Annotated in this window: 16 protein-coding genes and 4 pseudogenes; 8 read left to right on the top strand and 12 right to left on the bottom strand. The window is 57.3% G+C overall.

The window, feature by feature from the left end; genetic code table 11:
* Positions 1–59 precede the first annotated feature (59 nt).
* From AC0L7S_RS08755 to AC0L7S_RS08745, 3 genes and pseudogenes are all read right to left on the bottom strand, one after another.
* Complete coding sequence (locus AC0L7S_RS08755; RefSeq protein ID WP_473473962.1) at positions 60–1,376, bottom strand: dihydrolipoamide acetyltransferase family protein; 1,317 nt, start codon at positions 1,374–1,376, stop codon at positions 60–62.
* A 1-nt stretch (position 1,377) separates the two neighbouring features.
* Positions 1,378–2,390, bottom strand: a pseudogene (locus AC0L7S_RS08750) (alpha-ketoacid dehydrogenase subunit beta).
* Positions 2,391–2,392: 2 nt separating this feature from the next.
* Positions 2,393–3,624 (bottom strand): annotated as a pseudogene (locus AC0L7S_RS08745) (thiamine pyrophosphate-dependent enzyme).
* A gap of 331 nt (positions 3,625–3,955) precedes the next feature.
* Here AC0L7S_RS08745 and holA point away from each other — a divergent pair.
* Positions 3,956–5,050 carry a DNA polymerase III subunit delta gene (gene holA, locus AC0L7S_RS08740; protein ID WP_473474237.1) on the top strand — a complete coding sequence of 365 codons (1,095 nt, stop codon included), beginning with the start codon at positions 3,956–3,958 and terminating at the stop codon, positions 5,048–5,050.
* Between the two features lie 66 nt (positions 5,051–5,116).
* On the opposite strand, the gene AC0L7S_RS08735 is transcribed toward holA, so the two are convergent.
* The 3 genes from AC0L7S_RS08735 to AC0L7S_RS08725 all read right to left on the bottom strand — a co-directional run bounded on the left by AC0L7S_RS08735 (position 5,117) and on the right by AC0L7S_RS08725 (position 7,309).
* Positions 5,117–5,866: a YebC/PmpR family DNA-binding transcriptional regulator gene (locus AC0L7S_RS08735; protein WP_473473961.1), complete on the bottom strand. Its 750-nt coding sequence runs from the start codon at positions 5,864–5,866 to the stop codon at positions 5,117–5,119.
* A 259-nt stretch (positions 5,867–6,125) separates the two neighbouring features.
* Positions 6,126–6,896, bottom strand: coding sequence for a TerC family protein (locus AC0L7S_RS08730; protein WP_473473960.1), 771 nt, complete (start codon positions 6,894–6,896; stop codon positions 6,126–6,128).
* Between the two features lie 203 nt (positions 6,897–7,099).
* Complete coding sequence (locus AC0L7S_RS08725; RefSeq protein ID WP_473473959.1) at positions 7,100–7,309, bottom strand: Trm112 family protein; 210 nt, start codon at positions 7,307–7,309, stop codon at positions 7,100–7,102.
* A gap of 440 nt (positions 7,310–7,749) precedes the next feature.
* Here AC0L7S_RS08725 and AC0L7S_RS08720 point away from each other — a divergent pair, with 440 nt between their 5' ends.
* The 7 genes from AC0L7S_RS08720 (at position 7,750) to AC0L7S_RS08690 (ending at position 13,194) form a co-directional block, all read left to right on the top strand.
* Complete coding sequence (locus AC0L7S_RS08720; RefSeq protein WP_473473958.1) at positions 7,750–8,910, top strand: CaiB/BaiF CoA transferase family protein; 1,161 nt, start codon at positions 7,750–7,752, stop codon at positions 8,908–8,910.
* Positions 8,897–9,520 (top strand): acyl-CoA dehydrogenase family protein, encoded by a 624-nt coding sequence (locus AC0L7S_RS08715; RefSeq protein ID WP_473473957.1) that lies wholly within the window; start codon positions 8,897–8,899, stop codon positions 9,518–9,520. The genes AC0L7S_RS08720 and AC0L7S_RS08715 overlap by 14 nt, the downstream gene beginning before the upstream one ends.
* Positions 9,511–10,056, top strand: a complete 546-nt coding sequence (locus tag AC0L7S_RS08710) for an acyl-CoA dehydrogenase family protein (protein ID WP_473473956.1) — start codon at positions 9,511–9,513, stop codon at positions 10,054–10,056. The genes AC0L7S_RS08715 and AC0L7S_RS08710 overlap by 10 nt, the downstream gene beginning before the upstream one ends.
* 174 nt (positions 10,057–10,230) lie before the next feature.
* Positions 10,231–11,049, top strand: coding sequence for a transporter substrate-binding domain-containing protein (locus AC0L7S_RS08705; protein ID WP_473473955.1), 819 nt, complete (start codon positions 10,231–10,233; stop codon positions 11,047–11,049).
* 57 nt (positions 11,050–11,106) lie between these two features.
* Positions 11,107–11,754, top strand: a complete 648-nt coding sequence (locus AC0L7S_RS08700; protein ID WP_473473954.1) for an amino acid ABC transporter permease — start codon at positions 11,107–11,109, stop codon at positions 11,752–11,754.
* On the top strand, positions 11,754–12,416 hold the full coding sequence (locus AC0L7S_RS08695; RefSeq protein WP_473473953.1) for an amino acid ABC transporter permease: 663 nt from the start codon (positions 11,754–11,756) through the stop codon (positions 12,414–12,416). Before AC0L7S_RS08700 ends, AC0L7S_RS08695 begins: the two co-directional genes overlap by 1 nt.
* Position 12,417: 1 nt before the next feature.
* Positions 12,418–13,194, top strand: coding sequence for an amino acid ABC transporter ATP-binding protein (locus AC0L7S_RS08690; RefSeq protein ID WP_473473952.1), 777 nt, complete (start codon positions 12,418–12,420; stop codon positions 13,192–13,194).
* Between the two features lie 186 nt (positions 13,195–13,380).
* Here the strand turns inward: AC0L7S_RS08690 and rlmH are convergent, their stop codons facing one another.
* The 6 genes and pseudogenes from rlmH to tolB form a co-directional block, all read right to left on the bottom strand.
* The gene (gene rlmH / locus AC0L7S_RS08685) at positions 13,381–13,863 is read right to left on the bottom strand and encodes a 23S rRNA (pseudouridine(1915)-N(3))-methyltransferase RlmH (RefSeq protein WP_473473951.1); all 483 of its coding nucleotides are present in this window, start codon (positions 13,861–13,863) and stop codon (positions 13,381–13,383) included.
* 182 nt (positions 13,864–14,045) lie between these two features.
* A pseudogene (ftsH, locus tag AC0L7S_RS08680) lies at positions 14,046–15,982 on the bottom strand (ATP-dependent zinc metalloprotease FtsH).
* 124 nt (positions 15,983–16,106) lie between these two features.
* Positions 16,107–17,501, bottom strand: coding sequence for a tRNA lysidine(34) synthetase TilS (tilS, locus tag AC0L7S_RS08675; RefSeq protein WP_473473950.1), 1,395 nt, complete (start codon positions 17,499–17,501; stop codon positions 16,107–16,109).
* A pseudogene (gene ybgF, locus AC0L7S_RS08670) lies at positions 17,495–18,516 on the bottom strand (tol-pal system protein YbgF). Before ybgF ends, tilS begins: the two are co-directional and overlap by 7 nt.
* Before the next feature lie 179 nt (positions 18,517–18,695).
* Entirely contained in the window at positions 18,696–19,196 is a 501-nt protein-coding gene (pal, locus tag AC0L7S_RS08665) for a peptidoglycan-associated lipoprotein Pal (protein WP_473473949.1), read from the bottom strand.
* A 222-nt stretch (positions 19,197–19,418) separates the two neighbouring features.
* On the bottom strand, positions 19,419–20,711 hold the full coding sequence (tolB, locus tag AC0L7S_RS08660; RefSeq protein WP_473474236.1) for a Tol-Pal system beta propeller repeat protein TolB: 1,293 nt from the start codon (positions 20,709–20,711) through the stop codon (positions 19,419–19,421).
* Between the last annotated feature and the right edge of the window lie 26 nt (positions 20,712–20,737).

Genomic DNA, 20,737 nt, shown 5'->3' with positions numbered 1-20,737 from the left:
TCTTTCATGGTAACAATAGTTTCCATCTGACCCCGAGGTCGCGCTCCATCTTCACGGCATCAGTCTTCAACAAAGATCATTGCCGGTGTTTCCAGCAGCGCCTTGATACACTGGATAAAGACTGCGGCATCCCAACCGTCGATGACACGGTGATCGAAACTGGATGACAGGTTCATCATCTTGCGCGGGATGAATTGGGTACCATCCCAGACAGGGCGCACCATCATCTTGTTAACCCCGATGATCGCCACCTCCGGATGGTTGATAACCGGGGTCGTCGCCACGCCTCCCATCGCGCCAAGCGATGTGATGGTAATGGTCGAACCGGAAAGCTCATCGCGCGTCGCGGTTCCAGCCTTCGCAGCTTCGGCAAGACGGTTGACCTCAGCGGCACACCCCCACAGATCTCGGGCTTCAGTGTGCTTGACCACCGGCACGACCAGCCCGTTTGGCGTCTGCGCGGCAATGCCGATATGAACGCCGCCATGTTGATGAACGATGCCCGCCTCATCGTCGAACAACGCGTTGAGTTGTGGTTGCTCGGCAATACCTCGAACCATCGCGCGCATCAGGAATGGCAATAATGTCAGCTTCGCCCGTTCTGCCTTCTTTTGCTTGTTCAGCGCCGCACGCAGATCTTCCAGGGCTGTTACGTCGATTTCCTCCACATACGTAATGTGGGGAATGCGCGATTTGGCCAGTTGCATCTTTTCGGCAATCTTGCGGCGCAAACCTACGATCTTGATCTGGTCGATCGCATCGTTGCGAACGAACCCCGACTTCGTTCCCCGTTGAACGGCACCTGACGCGAACGCATCGAGATCTTCATGGCTGATGCGACCTGCGGGTCCGCTGCCTGCAACTTGTCGAAGGTCGATACCCGCTTCTCTGGCGCGCAGGCGCACGGCAGGCGAAGCAATTGGTTTTTCACCTTCAGCGCGTGGTGCGCCACCTGTATGAGCCGGCTGTCCTGCAGCAATTGGCTTTCTTGCCGCCGCAAGCTTTGCTGACCCGGCATCCGTTTGCGAACGCTCGACGGCAGCTTCAGTTTTTTGATCATCGCGCCTGGTTGGCTCCCTGGCCACCGGTTCGGCCTTCGCGGTGACCTTGGCTCCGGCTGCGACATTTCCCTCTCCGGAAACTTTCAGGCGCACGATTGGCGAACCAACCGCCACCGTGTCGCCAATCTCGGCGCCCAACCACATGATTTCGCCATCGGTCGGCGATGGTATTTCAACCGTCGCCTTGTCGGTCATAACGGCCGCAAGCACCATGTCCTCGCGAACGACATCGCCAACCTTGACCTGCCACTCGACCAGTTCAGCCTCGGCTACGCCTTCCCCTACATCGGGAAGCTTGATGACAAATTCTCCCATGTCAGGCCTCCATCGTTGCAACGAGAGCGCGCCCGACCCGTTCCGGGCCGGGAAAGTAATCCCATTCCTGGGCATGGGGGTAGGGCGTATCCCAACCAGCGACACGCGCCACCGGTGCTTCGAGATGATAAAAGCAGTTTTCCTGCACCAAGGCAGAAAGTTCGCCGCCAAATCCTGACGTCAGCGTCGCTTCATGCACAATAACGCAACGTCCCGTCTTGGTCACCGAGGCAACGATCGTATCAAGATCGAGTGGGAGCAAAGTTCTGAGATCAATGATTTCAGCGTCTATTCCGGTTTCTTCGGCAGCCGCCTGCGCCACATACACCATGGTGCCATAGGCGAGAACCGTAACCGCAGCGCCCGCTCGCCGTATCGCCGCCTTGCCCAGTGGAATCGCATAATGCCCATCGGCAACTTCGCCGAGATCATGCTTCGACCACGGCGTTACCGGACGCTCATGATGACCATCGAACGGCCCGTTATAGAGGCGCTTCGGCTCCAGGAATATAACCGGATCGGGGTCTTCGATTGCGGAAATCAACAGGCCCTTTGCATCATGTGGGTTGGATGGCACCACCGTCTTCAGGCCAGCAACATGCGTAAACAGCGCCTCAGGGCTCTGGCTATGGGTCTGGCCGCCGAAAATGCCACCACCGGTCGGCATGCGAACGACAATCGGGCAGGTGAAATCGCCATTGGAACGGTAACGCAGACGTGCGGCTTCCTGAGTCAATTGATCGTAGGCGGGATACATATAGTCGGCAAACTGAATCTCGACGCAGGGGCGCAATCCATAGGCCGCCATGCCTATCGCGGCACCGACGATGCCCGACTCGTTGATCGGCGCATCAAAGCACCGGCTCGTGCCATATTTGGTCTGAAGCCCTTGGGTGCAGCGAAACACCCCTCCAAAAAGCCGACATCTTCACCGAACACCACGACGCGCTCGTCCTTGCCCATGGAAACATCCATGGCATCGCGTATGGCTTCGATCATCGTATGTCTGGGCATGATCAGACCCCCGCCTGCTGACGCTGACGCCTCAGATGTGGCAGTGTCTGTTCAAACACCCCCTCGAACATGTCCCGCGTGGAAGGCTTGCCGCCCGCATGGAGTGTGCCGTGCTGTTCAGCTTCTTTCTGGGCGGTGATAACCGTATCCAGAATCTCGGCTTCCGCCTGTGTATGGCGCTCATTCGACCATATGCCGCGTAAGACAAGGTGGTTTTTAAGCCGCATCACCGGGTCGCCAAGTGGCCATGCATCGGATTCCGTTTTCGGCCTGTAAGCGGAAGGATCATCAGATGAAGAATGAGCGCCGGTTCGATAGGTGACATATTCAACCAGCGTTGGCCCGAGATTCTGGCGCGCCCGCTCTGCAGCCCATTTCGCCACCGCATGCACAGCCAGATAATCGTTGCCATCGACACGCAGCGAGGGAATGCCAAAGCCGAGACCGCGCGCCGCAAACGTACCCACGCCCCCTCGGGCAATGCCCTGGAAGGTTGAGATGGCCCACTGATTGTTCACGACATTGAGAATGACGGGCGCTTTGTAGGTGGAGGCAAACACCAGTGCGGAATGGAAATCGGATTCCGCTGTCGATCCGTCGCCGATCCAGGCCGCCGCAATGCGCGTATCTTCGCTGATTGCCGAGGCCATCGCCCAACCCACAGCCTGAATATACTGGGTTGCAAGGTTGCCCGAGATCGAAAAGAAGCCGTGCTCTTTCGATGAATACATGATCGGCAATTGCCGGCCTTTCAGCGGGTCGGCTTCATTGGAATAAATCTGGTTCATCATGGTGACCATTGGATAGTTATCCGCAATAAGCAGACCGGCCTGACGATAGGTCGGGAAATTCATGTCGCCGGGCAAAAGCGCCTTTCTGAAAGCGCAACTCACCGCCTCTTCACCGAGATGCTGCATGTAAAATGATGTTTTGCCCTGACGTTGCGCCATTTGCATACGGGCATCGAAAGCCCGAAGCGTCATCATATGGCGCAAACCTTGCAGCAATTCTTCGTCGGAGAGCAAACCACTCCACGGGCCGACGGCTTCCCCGATCGGTTCAGCACGCGAATGATCGAAAAAGCCAGATCCCGTATGGTGCGCGGATCGACGTCGATCTCAGGTCGCGGTACGGAACCCGCCTTGGGAATTGCCACATTCGAGAAATCTGGGGTGCCGCCAGGTCTTACTTCAGGTTCGGGAACATGAAAACGTAACATCTCACCCTCGGCCATAGCCTCGTCCTCCAACGGTGCCTCGCGGAACTCTTGCATATTTGCGCGCGTATGCCAGTCCCATTTTCAAGCTGCCAGCGTGCCAACCGTCTTCGCTACACACGCTACACGCTCATTATGGTCGAGTTTCCACGTAATTTTCCATTTTTCCTCGGTGCTGGCGGGCAACAAATGGAACCGCTTGGATATAAGCCGCATTCGAATACTTCGCGCGGCCATTTCTGCACGCACATTGAGGAGGCCACACCCATGATGGCATTCGACACCACGAACCCTCTCGCTGTCGAGATATTCTTGAACGCAGCAAGAGTGTGCTGATGTGGACTTCCATATCCGATCACGAGTTAGTACCACAACCGGCGCCGCTCATGCTAAGGAAGCTCATGGCTCAGAAAAATCCAATGAAGTCGATGCCTGGCTCGCCCGTCCGGACCCGCGCTTTCAGATCATCCTGCTTTATGGCCCGGATCGGGGTCTCGTGGCTGAGCGCGGCCGTGGTTTTGCCGAGAAAACAGGCTTGCCACTCGATGATCCATTCTCGGTCGTGAAGCTTGATGGAGGCGAGGTCGACCGCGGCGACGGACGTCTTGTTGACGAGGCACGCACGGTGCCGATGTTTGCCACTCGCCGCCTTCTCTGGGTTCGCAATGCGAGTGGTCAGAAAGGCTTCGCGGATGATATCAAGGCCCTGCTGGCCGACCCGCCCGGCGATGCCATTATCCTGATAGAAGCCGGGGAACTGAAAAAAGGTACAGGTTTGCGCAGCGCTGTCGAAACGGCGAACTGTGCAATGGCACTTCCATGCTACGGCGATGAGGAGCGTGACATTAATGGCGTGATTGATGAGGAGTTGCAAAAAGCAGGCATGACGATGCCGATCGAGGCGCGCCAGGCATTGCGCAGAAATCTTGGCGGCGACCGGCTTGCATCACGCGGTGAAATACAAAAACTGACGCTTTATGCCCAAGGCGCCAGCGAGATTACCCTTGATGACGTCAAGGCAATGACGGGCGATGTTTCCGGGCAGTCCTTTGATGATGCTGTCGATGCGCTCCTCGATGGCCGCGTTGAGGATTTTGACAATGCATTCACACAACAATGCCAGGCCGGTGGTCATGCCTTCCTGGCGCTTGCTGCAGCCATGCGTCAATTTCAAGCCATACATGCGATGCGCGGCGCAATGGAGGAAAACGGTCGAAATCCAGCAGCTATCATTGCCGCCCACCGGCCGCCGGTATTCTTTGGCCGACGCAAGCTTATGGAAAGAACCCTTGAACGATGGGGCCTGAGTGCAATTGAACGCGTGCTGCTGCGCCTCAGCACAGCCATCCTTCAGACCAGGCGCAGACCCGAGCTTTCAACCTCGCTGGCAAGGCAATCCTTGCTGGGCATTGCGATCGAGAGTTCACGCTTGCACCGGCGTTGATCTAAAAAATATTGCCGGCTAAGAAATTCCGCCTTACTCTATTCTTCTACCGACCAGCGATCTGCCTCAGGCAGCGCTTAGTTTTGCCATCGTCTCGTCGTCAACCTCGAAATTGGCATAGACGTTTTGCACATCGTCGTCGTCTTCCAATGTCGCCACCAGCTTCATCAGTGATTGCGCGCGGTCTTCATCGACGGGAACATTATTTTGCGGCTGCCAGATTGCCTTGACTGACTCTGCTTCGCCCAAAGCGCTTTCCAACACCTTCGACACGTCGCCAAGGCTCTCGAAGGTGCAGTAAATCGTATGGCCATCCTCATCGGACACGACGTCATCGGCGCCTGCCTCGATCGCCGCATCCATCAATTTCTCTGCACTGCCAGCCGTTGCCGGATAGTAAATCTCGCCAACACGGTCCCACATGAACGAAACCGACCCGGTTTCACCCATCGCACCGCCCGCTTTGGTGAAGGCGGCACGGACATTTGACGCGGAACGATTGCGGTTGTCGGTCAACGCCTCGACAATCAGCGCAACGCCACCGGGGCCATAGCCCTCGTAGCGCACTTCTTCGTAGTTTTCCGCGTCTCCCATCGAGGCCTTGTTGATGGCGCGCTGAATGTTGTCCTTCGGCATCGACACTGCCTTGGCATTTTGCACAGCCAAGCGAAGGCGTGGATTCATCGCAGGATCTGGTGCCCCGGACTTGGCAGCGACGGTAATTTCGCGCGCCAGCTTGGAGAACATTTTTGAACGAACCGCATCCTGGCGGCCCTTGCGGTGCATGATATTCTTGAATTGTGAATGGCCGGCCATGGGACCCCTATTGTCTTTTTGCGGCGGTTGGATTGCCGGGCTTATAGATAAATCAGCGCAATTCGTCCAGCAGTGAGCGAACTTCCAACTGACGCCGTTTCCTTCGGGTAGCTCTTCAGTCGATCGAAGATTGATACGACATATCCAGCATGTTTGCCGATCCACCGGTCGTGGACGCAGTTGATCGGCAGCGCATCAAGCCGATTCCAGCGTTCCCGCCCCGGACAGCCCCCGGAAAGCAAGAAGTCGGACGGGAAAATCAGTGCGGGTCAGCCTTGCTCTGCGCAGCCCTTCTGCGCCGCGCCAACATGTTCAAGCCTTCGACCAGCGCCGAGAACCCCATCGCCGCATAAATATAACCCTTTGGCACATGGTAGCCCATGCCGTCGGCAATCAGTGTCATGCCGATCATCAACAGGAAGCCCAGTGCCAGCATGACGATGGTCGGGTTTTTCTCGATGAAATTGGCCAACGGCGTTGCCGCCAGCATCATCACCGATACGGCGACAATGACGGCGATATACATGATGGCGATCTCATCCGTCATGCCCACCGCAGTGATGATCGAATCGATGGAAAACACCAGATCGAGCAGCAGAATCTGGACGATCGCGCCGGTCAGCGTCATCTGCAACGTGCCGCCAACGGTCGCATCCTTATGTTCGGCCGGATCAACCGTATGATGAATCTCCTTCGTTGCCTTCCATAGCAAAAACAGGCCGCCCGCGATCAGTATCAGGTCCCGCCACGAATAACCGTGTTCGAACAATGTGAAGATAGGTGCTGTCAGTTGCACGATGAAGGAAATTGTGGCGAGCAGAACCAGCCGCATTACAAGGGCTGCCGATATGCCGAGCCGCCTTGCTGGAATTTGTTGCTCTTTCGGCAATTTATTGGTGAGGATCGAGATGAAGATCAGATTGTCGATGCCGAGAACGATCTCCAGCACGATCAATGTGAAAAGCGCCACCCAGGCGGTTGGGTCGCTGGCGAAGGCAAAATGCGGCGCAATCGCGTCAAGAAAAGGCATTCGCTGAAACTGTCTCCACCAACAAGGTCATGCAGAGGTAGGGACTAAGGCCGTGATCGTCAATGGCGCTTTTGACAACAAGTCTTGCGCCGATGCGTCCTCAAATCGACGCCGTAAAGAACCTCGTTAGCACGCACGAATAAAGCCAAGGTCTAATATATCTAAACCTCGCGGCGCAGCAGATCCGTCACACCTAGAACCCGTCACTTTTCATCGTCGGTAATGCTGCGCGCTTCCGAGGGAAGCATGATGGGTATCCCGTCACGCACCGGATAGGCGAGCCGTGCAACCTTGGATACGAGTTCACTTCGTGCAGGATCCCAGGTTAGTCGGCCCTTGGTCAGTGGACAGGCCAACAACTCCAGCAGTTTGGGGTCCACGCCCGCCTTCCTGTCACCGCGCTCGCTTGTCATCTCTCAATCCTCGCGCTGCCATTAGAGCAATTCCAGGAAAATGTGCAGCAAATTTCCGTGTGCATTTGCCCGAAGCCAATCTACGAGATTCTCGCCAGATTGCACATATCGGACTCAGAAATGTCAGTCGAGAAAGTGGAAGCGCTGGTTGTTGGCGCGGGACAAGCCGGTCTGCATGATCGTGGCAGAGCTGTCTGACTTGCTTGGCGCGAACGACTGGATCAAGATCGGTTACGGCACCGAGGCGGTACATTTCCATCAGGCTGGCATCACGTGCCCGTCTGCAGTCCGGGCAGCATGGACAGAACGTTTTGCACAAAATAAGTATATACATATTCGGGGAATTATGTATATACTTATTAAGATGGCGAGTTAGGACGGAAAGCGTGCCGGATGCAGATTATCAACAATACCAAAACCGCAGCAATGGGTGACAAGTCGTGAGCGGGCCGCTGTCGGGCATCAAGGTGCTGGACTTGTCGCGCGTGCTCGCCGGGCCGTATTGCACTGCGCTGCTGGCCGATCTGGGAGCCGAGATCATCAAGCTGGAACCACCGGCTGGTGACGACTACCGTCATATCGGACCCTTCAAAGACGGCGAGAGCGCGCTTTTCACGCTGAATAACCGTGGCAAGAAGAGTATCGTACTGGACCTGAAAAACCCGGATGATCTTAAACTGGCGCAGGCACTTGCCGCTCGCGTCGACGTACTGGTCGAGAATTTCCGCCCCGGTGTTGCTGCGCGCCTTGGTCTTGGAGCAGACGCGTTGCGCAAGACCAAGCCAAGCCTGATTTACTGTTCGATTTCGGGCTTCGGGCAGGATGGGCCTTTCAAGGATCTGCCTGCTTACGATCTGGTGGTGCAGGCCATGTCGGGACTGATGGCCGCGACAGGCGAAGAGGGCGGTGCTCCGCTGAAGACCGGCGAAAGCATTGCCGACCTGGTAGCAGGTCTGTTTGCCAGTTGGTCCATCATGGCGGCACTGGTGAGCCGTAATGCAACGGGACAGGGTGCGACGCTTGATGTCGCCATGTACGACACGCTGTTTTCCATGTTGACGACCAGTCATGCCCAGCATTTCTATGGTGGTGTGTTGCCTGGACGGGTAGGCAACCGCCATCCTCTCTCGACGCCGTTCGGTTGCTTCGCGACCCGCGACGGACAGGTGGTTATCGCCGTTCTGAATGGTGCCCAACTCAAACGACTGGCAGACCTCATCGGCAAGCCGGAGATTGTCGACGACCCGCGTTTTGCGACCGACAGCAGCCGCACCGGGCATGAGCCGGCACTGCGAGCGATGATCGAAGGCTGGTCGCGTGCGTTGACAACCGAAGAGGCCGTTACCGAATTGGCCGCTAAGGGTCTGCCAACCGCGCCGATCTGGAATATAGCCCAGGCGACCGAAAACGATCACACGGCAGCGCGCGGGCTGGTGAACAACCTTGAGCATCCGGTTCTTGGAATGGCACCGGTCGTCAGCCAACCGGTTCGTTTTGATGGCGCCAAACCCGCCGCCGTGACGGCGGCACCGCGCCTCGGCGGCGATCTCGACGAGATATTGAAGCAGTTTGGATTGGAGAGACCGCATGATTCAGATTGACGATCCCTGGTTCATGCTCTCGCAAGAAGAACGACAGTTCTGCGATGTGCTGGAACGACTCTGCACCGATCGGATAGCGCCGCTGGCGGCAGAAACCGACGAGAGCGCCCGCTTCGTACATGAACAGCTTCGCATCCTCGGTGAGGCAGGCATGATGGGCGCGAACCTGCCGGAGGAATATGGCGGTGGCGTTTCGGCACCCGCGCTGCTGCGCGGCGTTTCCATAGTTGCAGGGGCATGCGGTTCGACAGCCTCGGCGCTGACAGCGCATTATCTGGCGACCGACTCGATCCTGATCGGCGGCAGCGACGCGCAAAAGCAGGAATGGCTACCCCGCGCAGCATCCGGCGAAGCACTTGGAGCTTTCGCCTTGACCGAACCTACCGCTGGTTCCGATCCCGCAGATATGAAAACCCGGGCGCGACGCATAGAGAGCGGCTGGCACATCAAGGGTACGAAATGCTTCATTTCCAACGGTGGAGTTGCCGATTTCATCGTGGTCTATGCGGTAACCGACCCGGAAAAGGCGCATCGCGGTATCTCCGCCTTTATCCTGCCAAAGGCACACCCGGCCTTGAGGCCGGGCCGCCGGAAAAGACCATGGGCCTGAAGGGTGGCCATGTATTTTCGCTTAATCTGGATTGCGAACTCCCTGATACGGCTCTTCTGGGCGAAGAGGGGCGTGGTTTCCGCACCGCCATGCAGGTTCTCGACAACGGGCGGATCGAGGTTGCCGCCCAGTGTCTCGGTCTTGCCGGTGCTGCGATGAATGCGGCAATCGCCTATGCCAAGGATCGCGTCATCGGTGGTGCGCCGCTGTCCGAGCGACAGGGCATTCGCTGGATGATCGCAGATATGGGCGTCGCATTTCACTCGGCGCTGCTCCTGTCTCAGGAAGCTGCGCGTCAGCGCGATCTGGCGCATCGTCACGGTGGGCGTTTCTCACTGGCCTCGTCGATGGCCAAGCTCAGCGCATCCGAGGCCGCTGGTCGGATAGCGGACACCGCACTGCAGTTGCATGGCGGCTATGGTTATTGCCGCGACTTTCCCATTGAGCGGATCAACCGGGATTTGCGCATCATGCGTATCTACGAAGGGTCCAGTGAAATCCAGCGCACCATCATTTCCGGCAATATGCTGGCCTGACAGAGCGGGATGAGGAAAAGTGGAGGCCGGTTTCCCGTCAGGGATCGCGCAACTGGAAGCATTTTGAGTGGCTCAGTGACTTTGCCAAATGCTGATCTGCTCTAGCGGTACGCAACGAAATGCTAAATAACTAAGAAAACGTGAAAACTAAACCAGCACAACAAGGAGAACGATATGATTGTTAACAGAACTCTGAAATCCGCCATTTTCGGCATGGTCGCACTGGGTCTTACAGTCCCGGCCATGGCCGACCAGCTTGCCGATATCAAGGCGGCTGGCAAGATAGTCACGGCAACGGATATGCACTATGCGCCCTTCGACATGCTGGTCGACGGCACCTATGAAGGAATGACGAAGGATCTCTTCGATCAGGTCTCCAAGGAAATCGGCGTAGAGCCAGTCTATCAGGACATTCCCTGGACTGCCGAATTGCCGGGCCTTGAGGTCAAGAAGTTCGACATCGTCATCGCTCCCGTGACCATTACGCCGGAGCGTCTCGACCGCTACACCTTCACGCTGCCCATCGCCGACGCCACTGTCGCACTGGTGCGCGCCGCCAACAATGATGCACTCAAGAAGCCGGAAGATATCAAGGGCAAAACCGTCGGCGTCCAGCAGGGCACGGCACAGTTTCGCCAGCTCGAAGCCTATGGCAAGGAACTGGGTGACGTCTCCGTGAAGGAATACGGCACCACCGATGAAGCCTATGCCGATCTCGCCGCCGGTCGTCTGGACGCGGTTGCCGGCTCGCTGCCCAACCTCACCTATCTGGTCAAGAGCCGCCCCGAAACCTTCGCGCTTGTCGACCACGCAACATTCGGCCAGCCGACCTATTTCAGCTGGGTTCTGCGCAAGGATGCCGACACTGAAAGCTTCGCAAATGCCATCAACGACGCGATGCTGAAAATGACCGACGATGGCCGCATCAAGGCTATCCAGGAGAAGTGGCTCGGTGCCTATACCGAACTGCCCCGCGAAGTTCCGACCAAGTAATGCCACGCCGCAGGTGGGATGATCCCACCTGCGGTACCTTGGACTATCGGAGCGACGATGTTTTCGATTCCTACCTTTATTGACAGCATGGGGCCGCTCTTCTGGGCAGCGCGCTATACGCTGCTGATCTCCATACTGGGCATCGCGCTCGGGCTGGTGATTGGCGCGCTCATATGCGCCGCTGCCCTGTCTCGAATGGTCTGGCTGCGCAGATTTGCGGCGTTATGGGTGAGCTTCCTGCGCGGCGTTCCGCTGCTGGTCCAGCTATTGCTGTTTTATTATCTGCTGCCTGTCATCGGCATTGATGTTCCGGCACTGGTCGCCGCCGTGGTCACCATCGGCATCTGCGCCAGCGCCTATATTTCCGAGATATGGCGCGGTGCGATTCTTGCCCTGCCCAGGGGGCAGGCCGAGGCTGCCAATGCGATCGGTATGGCGCCGCACGACATCTGGACCCGGGTGGTGCTGCCGCAGGCGGTCACGCTTTCACTACCCGCCCTGGTCAATGAGCTGATCCTGTTGGTCAAAGCGTCGTCGCTGGTCTCCGTCGTCGGTATCCTCGAACTCACACGCGCCAGTCAGGCGCAGGCAGCCACGACCTTCCGCCCACTTGAAGTCTATCTGGCAGCCGCCTGCATCTACCTGCTTATAAATTTATGTCTCGCCGGGCTTGGGCGTTATCTTGAACACAGGATGGCCGTCTGATGGAGTGGAGCATCCTGCAACAATATGGGCCGATGCTGCTCAGAGGCTTCGGCGTCACCATCGCGTGCTGGGCGCTGGGAACCATCTTCGGAATGGTGCTCGGTCTGATCATCGCACTGGCGCGGCGATACGGTCCGCGTCAGCTTGGCTGGGTCATACAGGCATATATCGAAATCATCCGCGGCACGCCCTTCCTCGTGCAGCTTTTCCTGCTCTATTATGGCGGCCCGCTTGTCGGACTGCGGCTCGACGCCTTTCCGGCGGGGCTTCTCGGCCTGACCATTTATGGCAGCCCCTATTTCGCAGAAATATTCCGCTCCGGCTTCAGCGCTGTGCCGATCGGCCAGATCGAGGCTGCCCGGGCCATCGGCATGTCCGAGTTGACCATCGTGCGCCGCATTCTTCTGCCTCTTGGCCTTGTCTCGGCGCTACCAGCGCTGGTCAATTTCTCGATCATCCTGACCAAGGAGACGGTGATCCTGTCGATCATCACCGTGCCCGAACTGATGTATCAGGTTCAACGCCTGTCCACCGAAACCTTCCGCTTTCTCGAAGCGAACTTTGTTTTGGCATTGTTTTTCTGGGCACTGGTCGAGACCATCTCGCGTTTCGGCCGACGGCTGGAAAGCCACATCACCAGACATCTTATCGAAAGGACGTAAGATGCTTGCCGCGTCATCCGTCGAAATTCGCAAGGTCAACAAATTTTACGCCCAGTTCCAGGCGCTCAAGGATATCGACCTGTCGATCCCGCCGGGCAAGGTGACCTGTTTGATCGGCCCTTCCGGCTCAGGAAAATCCACGCTTTTGCGCTGCATCAACTTCCTCGAGGAATACGATTCGGGTGAGGTTCGCATTGATGGCCAGATGATCGGTTACGAAAAGCCGGCCGGGCGCAAGATGCCGGGGCGCCAGCTTCGTGAAATGCGCCGGTCGATCGGCATGGTGTTCCAGCAGTTCAATCTTTGGCCGCATATGACCGCGCTTCAAAACGTGGCAGAGGGTTTGATCCGCGTGCGCGCCATGTCGAAATCCACGGCCAGGGAACGAGCCTCCGAAGCCTTGGAAAAGGTTGGTCTCGGCGACAAGATGGCCAACCATCCCTCGCGTCTGTCGGGTGGCCAGCAGCAGCGCGTCGCCATTGCGCGCGCCATTGCAATGGAACCCCGGCTGCTGCTTTTCGACGAGCCGACTTCGGCGCTCGATCCTGAACTGGTGGGCGAGGTTCTTTCTGTTATGAGAACATTGGCCTCGGAAGGCATTACTATGGTCGTTGTCACCCACGAAATGGGCTTTGCCGCTCATGTCGCCGATCAAGTCGCGTTCATGGAGAGAGGCGAACTCGTGGCGGTAGACGCGCCGAACCGGATATTGCACAACCCGGAAGACCCCCGCATCCACGGTTTCTTGCGGACCTATCACGAGCGCAACAGCTTCTAATGCATGTCGCCCAAAAGTGTGCAGCGGTTTTGGGACAACGACATGCACAAAAACGATAGCTTGAAGCACCCTGCATGAACCCATTTAGACGCGATGTGCCTTAGGCAGCTTTGTCTTCATCGGAGTACGGGATGGCGTTGATCACCTTGTCGGTTTCGATGCTTGAGAGGACTGCTCCGCGCCACCTCAAGCCCGGTGATAAGGATGCCCGGAGAGGATTGTTGCCGCGCGGTAAAGTTGTTCGCCAAGCATCACCCGCGCCAATTGGTGTGGCCACGTCAAGGCGCCGAACGACACCACCAGATCTGACTGGTGACGCAATGAGGGATCATGGCCGTCCGGGCCGCCGATGGCGACAACCAGCGACTTGCGTCCGTCATCACGCAAAAGGCCGATGCGTCCAGCCAACTCTTCAGAAGTCAGGTTCTTGCCCCGCTCATCGAGAATGATCAACGCGCCGCCCGGCTGCAGTTGTGTTTGCAGTTTCTGACCTTCTTCGCGCCGCCGTTCACTGGTAGTTTGGCCACGCCCTTCCGGAATTTCCGTCACGCCGGTAAGTTCCAGACCAACAGCAGGAGCGGTTCTGGCAAATCGCTCGAAATAGCGGTCCGCAAGTTCTTTCTCCGGGCCGGCCTTCATGCGGCCCACGGCGTGTATGATGATTTTCATGCTGTCCTGCGAAGCGCAACGCACCTAGATCACGATGATTTAGGATCGAACCGATCCAAAATCATGAACGTGATCGATTCCAATAAGTTGGAGCGGGATGCGGGAGGAAAACCGGTATCCGCTTTTCCTCATCCCGCTCTGGCGGAAATTCGGGAAGCTCTGGCCGCTTCCCGAATTATTCTCTAGCCTTGCGGTTGTGGTTCCATTCCGCCTTCAGGCTCAGGACCCTTCTTTTGCCACTGGCAGTTCCGCCAGCCTTCGGCACGGCGGAGCCGCGTGATGGCGGTGTGTCATCGCCAAGATCGCGCGATGGCTTCTTGCCCGCAATCAACTGCTTGATCTCATCGCCGGAAAGGGTCTCGTACTCAAGCAACCCTTCGGCCAACGCAATCCAGTTTTTCTTCTTCTTCGTCAAAATGGACTTGGCAGTCGAATAGGCCTCATCAATCAGCCGGCGCACCTCGGCGTCGATGATCTGCGCGGTTTCTTCCGAGACATTTTGCGTACGCGCAACAGAATGTCCGAGGAAGACTTCCTCTTGATTCTCACCATAAGCAACGTGGCCGAGTTTGTCGGAAAAGCCCCAGCGGGTCACCATGGCTCGCGCCAGCTTTGTTGCCTGTTCGATGTCGGACGACGCGCCGGAGGTGATGTTTTCCTTACCGAACTTGAACTCTTCCGCGACACGCCCACCCATCATGATAGCAAGCCGCGAAATCATATATTTGTAGCTCATTGAGTAGCGGTCGCCCTCGGGCAATTGCATGACCATGCCAAGTGCGCGGCCACGTGGAATGATGGTCGCCTTATGTAGCGGATCGGCCGACGGAACGTTGAGCGCCAATATGGCGTGGCCAGCCTCATGAAAAGCCGTAAGTTCCTTCTCGGCCTGCGTCATCGCCGACGAGCGCCGCTCTGCACCCATCATGATCTTGTCTTTGGCGTCCTCGAACTCCGCCATAGTAACAAGCCGCTTGTTGCGACGCGCCGCCATCAACGCGGATTCGTTGACGAGGTTCATCAAATCGGCACCCGAAAATCCGGGCGTGCCACGCGCAATCACCTTGAGATCGACATTCGGTGCCAGCGGCACGTTGCGTACATGGACCTTGAGGATTTTCTCGCGTCCGACGATGTCGGGATTCGGTACCACGACCTGACGATCGAAACGGCCTGGCCTGAGTAGCGCCGGATCAAGCACATCGGGCCGGTTGGTCGCGGCAATCAGAATGATGCTTTCGTTCGATTCAAATCCGTCCATCTCGACCAGAAGCTGGTTCAGCGTCTGCTCGCGCTCGTCATTGCCGCCACCGAGGCCAGCGCCGCGATGGCGTCCGACCGCGTCGATTTCGTCGATGAAGATGATGCAAGGCGAATTCTTCTTCGCCTGCTCGAACATGTCACGCACGCGCGACGCACCAACGCCGACGAACATTTCAACGAAATCCGAACCGGATATTGTGAAGAAGGGAACATTGGCCTCGCCCGCCACCGAGCGCGCCAGAAGCGTCTTACCCGTACCGGGAGGACCAACGAGCAGCACGCCGCGCGGTATCTTGCCGCCAAGGCGCTGGAATTTCTGCGGATCGCGCAGATATTCGACGATTTCCTCGAGGTCTTCCTTGGCCTCATCGACACCGGCAACGTCCTGAAAAGTCACCCGGCCATGCGCTTCCGTCAAAAGCTTCGCCTTGGACTTGCCAAAGCCCATTGCGCGGCCTGAGCCAGATTGCATCTGACGCATGAAGAAAATCCACACACCAAGGATCAGGATCATCGGCAGCCATGAGATCAGATAGCCGAACAGCGTGTTGGAACCGTCCGTTTCCGGGCGTGCATTGATAGTGACATTCTTGGCCTCAAGCCGCGAAACCAGAGTCGGATCGCCCGGCGAATATGTTTGGAAGCCAGTTGTGTTGTCGCTGTAGGTGCCACTGATACGGTCGCCGGCGATTGTCACCGTCTTGACACGTCCGGCAGTCAAATCCTGCAGGAAGTCCGAATAGGCCACGTCACGCGACGCACCTCGAGTTTGTGGCGTCTGGAACAGATTGAAGAGTGCGATAAGCAGGACCGCTATGATCGCCCAGAGCGCGAGGTTGCGATAGTTCGGATTCATTGATTATCCCGTTGGCGACCGTTAACTGGTCTGCATCGTTGAGAAGAACTTCTAGCTAACATAGGCAGCGTACTGCCCCTTGCCAAGCACAACCGCTCGGATCGGTTAAGCCATTTGCCTTGAATTATCGTGAAGTGACACAAAAAGGTAGCCCTGCAACGGGTGGGGCTCCGAGAAGGACGGCGACCCGGCCAGCAAGCGCAAGATCGAAAGATGGCAGGAAATGCACCCACGGTGCCACCGCCGGTTCGCTGACAACGCCATGTCCCGTCGCCCCATCGGCAAGCAAACCAAGGCAATGTTTACCACGCCACAGCGCTGGTTCGGCGGCCAGTGCCGAGCGTATGAGGCTTGGCGGGTCGTCCGAATGCAGGTTTTCAGCCAATTTTACCGCACTATCCAGCCCAACTGGCGCGATCACCAAACCCGGTTCTCTGTTGCTGAAAGTGATCTGCCTGCGACCGTCCCACAAGTAGCTGTGACCCTCGACAGGGCGATTGACTTCCAATGAGACCGCTGACGGCAAGCCACGCGCCTCCCGATGAAGGAAAATACCACGGCTCCGAATATCAATGATAACCCGCGACAATGTAGCGCGAGACGGCCCGGTGCCGAGTTGGTCGAATACTTGTTCTGCACGCGCATGGTCGGGAAGAAACGACACGCCCCCCACAGCCGCCAATAAAACACGCAAGACGTAAATCGCCCCCACCCGATCACGGCAATTTGCAAATGCCGGATCAAGTCGAACCAGTCCAGCAACCGGGCAGCCGGCAAATGCATCGACCAGACCAGCTCCAACCCTGCCGAGTTCCAGGCGCCGATCGCCTGCTCGCTCGGCCAGCGCCACGATCTCATCAAATTGGGCATCGCCACCAGCCCCCACGGTCGCCCGGATACGTGGCCGCTCGAACCGTGTATCGAGGTTTGTCGGATCGTCGATCCACTGGGTTGCATTGGCGCGCAGCATGGCGCGCAAAGCCTCCCGCCGGGTGGTCAGCAGCGGCCGCACGATCCAGATCGCACTGTCATAGAGTGTCGCCGGTGCCATCCCGGACAGACCGCGACCATCTCCTTCAATGTTGGTTTGGCTTCGCGATTGGCGCATCATCACGGTCTCGACCTGATCGTCAACGGTATGGCCGGTCAGGATCACACCAATGCTTTCTTCCTGAGCTGCTTTTGCCAACAACCGGTAGCGTGCCTCACGCGCCGCTGCGGGAATGCCAGTTGACGGCTTCTCGCCCGACCAGACAAGTATGCGGTGTGAAATGCCGTATTGGTTGCAAAGATTTCCTACCTCTGCGGCCTCTGCGGCGGAGCCAGCGCGCAGCCCATGGTCGATGGTCACGGCAACGAGTTTCGCGCCGGTTGCAATCCTGTCGAGATAATTTTTCAGAAGAATCAGGAGAGCGGTTGAATCGCTACCGCCGGAAATGGCGACGATCACACCATGTGAAAAATCTATATTGGAAAACAGACGGTCAGCAAAGTCCGTCCCGAATGTCGGTGTCAGCACGCAGCCAGAGCCTGTTCCTGCTTGACGCGTTTCTTCAAAGCGCCCGAAATGCCCGGGTAACGCTTGCCAATTTCGCCGAATGTCGCACAGGCAACATCGCGCTGGTGAAGGCCTGCCAGCGAAACACCAAGCTTCAACAGCATGTCGGGTGCCTTTTTGGCCTTGGGATAATCTTTGCTGGCCGACAGGAATATTTCAGCCGCATCGCGGTATTTCTGCTGGCCAAGCAGTGCTTCGCCCAACCAATAATGCGCATCGGCTGATTTGGCGTCCTTCGGAAAACGGGAAATGTGATCCCGGAAACCCTGCTCGGCGGTTCCGTAGTCTCCCGAAAGAATGAACTGATAGGAGTCGCTGTAGAGTTCGTCCGGGTTATTCGTTTCCGGAAGTGCGGCAACGATGCTCCCGCCAACATCATTTGCCGAGCTTCCCCGGCCGATGTTTGATCATTCGGTGTCGTCGACTGAGTGCCGCCAGCGTCAATCACGTTTCCATTCTTGTCGACAGTGATCGTGCCGAATGTCTTGGACGACGTTCCCGGAATCACTTGGCCCGGCTCGCCATCTCCCGAATCGACGATCACATCTCCAGCCGTCGATCCGCCCTGTTCGGCAACCGTCGAACCAGTGTCTGTTCCGGCATCGGACTTTTGCGCGCCGCTTCGAGTGCCACCCGAACCTTGCTCAAGTTGCTGGAAGCGAAATTCGTTATCTTCCTGGGTCTTGCGAATCTGTTCCTGCATCTGGAGGATCTGGAAGTTCAGTTCCTCGATCTTTCCGTTCATGGAACGGATTTGCTCTTCCAGCCCGGTCACACCTACACTGTTCGAGGACTGGGCGAGTTGAACATCATCGGTACGCTTCTTCCCGAACAGGGTAGGAAGCTCGATGCCGGGCAGCTTAAATGAAAAGCCTCGATCGGATTGGTTGGAAGGAACGGTCTCGCTTGCCGAAACCGCGACGCTCGAAGCGAGCAACACCATTAGTGTACCGCTCAGGATGGATCTCAAATGCATATGCCTCTCGCCGTGACTGAATAACCCTCTGGAGATTTGCTGCCGCCATTTGGCAAAACAAATCCTCACCGTTCTAGCAGGGCGCGAGACTTCGGCCAAATTTTGTTTGAACGCGACTTTCTATGAAAAAGGCGGCCCAAAAGACCGCCTTTGCCAACAAGATGTTGTATTCTTGCCGATCAGGAACCGGCACCGCCAAGCGTGGTGACAGCACGACGGTTCTGCGACCAGCAGGAAATGTCGTCACACACGGCGACCGGGCGTTCCTTGCCATAGGAAATGGTCTTTACCCGGCCTGTTGCGACACCCTTTGCAGCCAGAAAGTCGCGGGTAGCCGCAGCGCGGCGTGCGCCAAGCGCAAGGTTGTATTCCCGCGTGCCGCGTTCATCGGCATGACCTTCGACGACGATGGAATATTGAGGATATTTGTTGAGCCATTGTGCCTGACGCGCAAGCGTCTGCTGGGCATCCGCGCGGATCGATGACGAATCGGTATCGAAGAAGATCCGGTCCCCGATATTGACGGTAAAGTCCTGCGTCGAACCCGGCGTAGCCGCACTACCAAGGCCAAGGTCGGCCGCACTGTTTGGGGTTTTTTTCGAGGCACAACCGGCAAGCGCCAACGAGGCGACGAACGCGATCATGACCGGATTTGCTGCAAATTTTGCGATACGGCGCATGCCGCCTCTCCTTCGCGTTTCGAGTGATTTCATTGACCTGCCAGTAACCACGTTTAGGTAAACAGGCACTCAAGAAGTACGGTTAACAAACCGTTTCGATCCTCAACCGATGCACTTTATTTTTCATGTCATCCCCGCTCTAGGCCGAAATACGGCCAAAACGCGACGGCTGCGCAAAAAGACCAACAGGGCACCCCCTTTTGCAGTGACCACCAACCGGCCCTAATCCAGCAGCGGTGACCATGCCGGATCGGAAGCGAAATTTGCCGTCGGAATGACCTGTTCGTTGCGCCCGGTAAGGTCGACCGAATAGAGTTTCGGACCGCCCGACCCCGCGGCTTCGCGAAAGAACATCAAGACGCGGCCATTCGGCGCCCAGGTTGGTCCTTCCTGTTGGAAGCCGGACGAAAGTATCCGCTCTCCCGATCCATCGACGCGCATCACGCCGATCTGAAATTGACCGCCCGACTGCTTGGTGAAGGCGATAAGATCGCCACGCGGCGACCACACCGGCGTCGAATAGACACCATCGCCAAAGGAGATGCGTTTTTGTCCCGATCCATCTGCACCCATCACATAGATTTGCGCGCGTCCACCACGATCCGAGGTAAACACCACCTTGCTGCCGTCCGGCGAATAGGACGGAGAGGTATCGATTGCCGTGGAATTGGTCAGCCGCGTGGTGTTGCGGCTTCTCAGGTCCATGGCGAAGATGTTGGAATTGCCATCGTCGCGCAGCAGGCTCATGATGACTTTTTGGCCATCGGGCGAAAAACGCGGAGCAAAGGTCATTCCGGGAAAATTGCCAACCAGTTCACGCTGTCCGGTCTCGATCTGCAAGAGGTAAACCCTTGGCTGGCCACTCTCATAGGACATATAGGTGATTTCCTGCCGGTTCGGTGAGAAGCGCGGCGTCAGGACAATCGCTTTTCCATTTGATAAATAGCGCACATTGGCGCCATCCTGATCCATGATTGCCAGTCGCTTCTGGCGCGCATTCTTGGCACCCACCTCGTCGATGTAGACGACGCGCGTGTCGAAATAACCCTTCTCGCCGGTCAACCGTTCATAGATGGCGTCGGCAATGATATGGGCGACGCGCCTTGTATTGGTATCGTTGGCGAAAAATTGCTCACCCGACAGTTGCTGGCCCGCAAACGTATCCCACAGCCTGTATTCCGCGCGAATACGTCCGTCGGCTTCCTTGCTGACACGCCCCGTAACCAGCGCCTGCGCATTGATGACCTTCCAGTCGTCGAAACGCGGCGCAACGTCCGGGTTGGAGATTTTCTCGATGAATGCGCCCTTGGCGATTGGTGCGAACAGCCCCGACCGCTTGAGGTCGGCCGTAACGATCTCCGAGATCTCTGCGCCAAGCGCGTCACCGGCCAGAAAATCGGTTACGGCAATCGGCAACGGCTCGATTGTCCCCTTGTTGACATCGATCTCCACCAGCGCCTTTGCAGGCAACGTGGCGAGCCCATTTGCTGCGAAGGCAACAGCTCCGACCACCATCAGCGTCTTGAGGAGTTTCTTCATAA

It is taken from the genome of Mesorhizobium sp. G2-6-1, assembly GCF_055809095.1.
The sequence above is the reverse complement of the archived record's forward strand: the minus strand, read 5'-3'. Positions and strand labels throughout refer to the sequence as shown.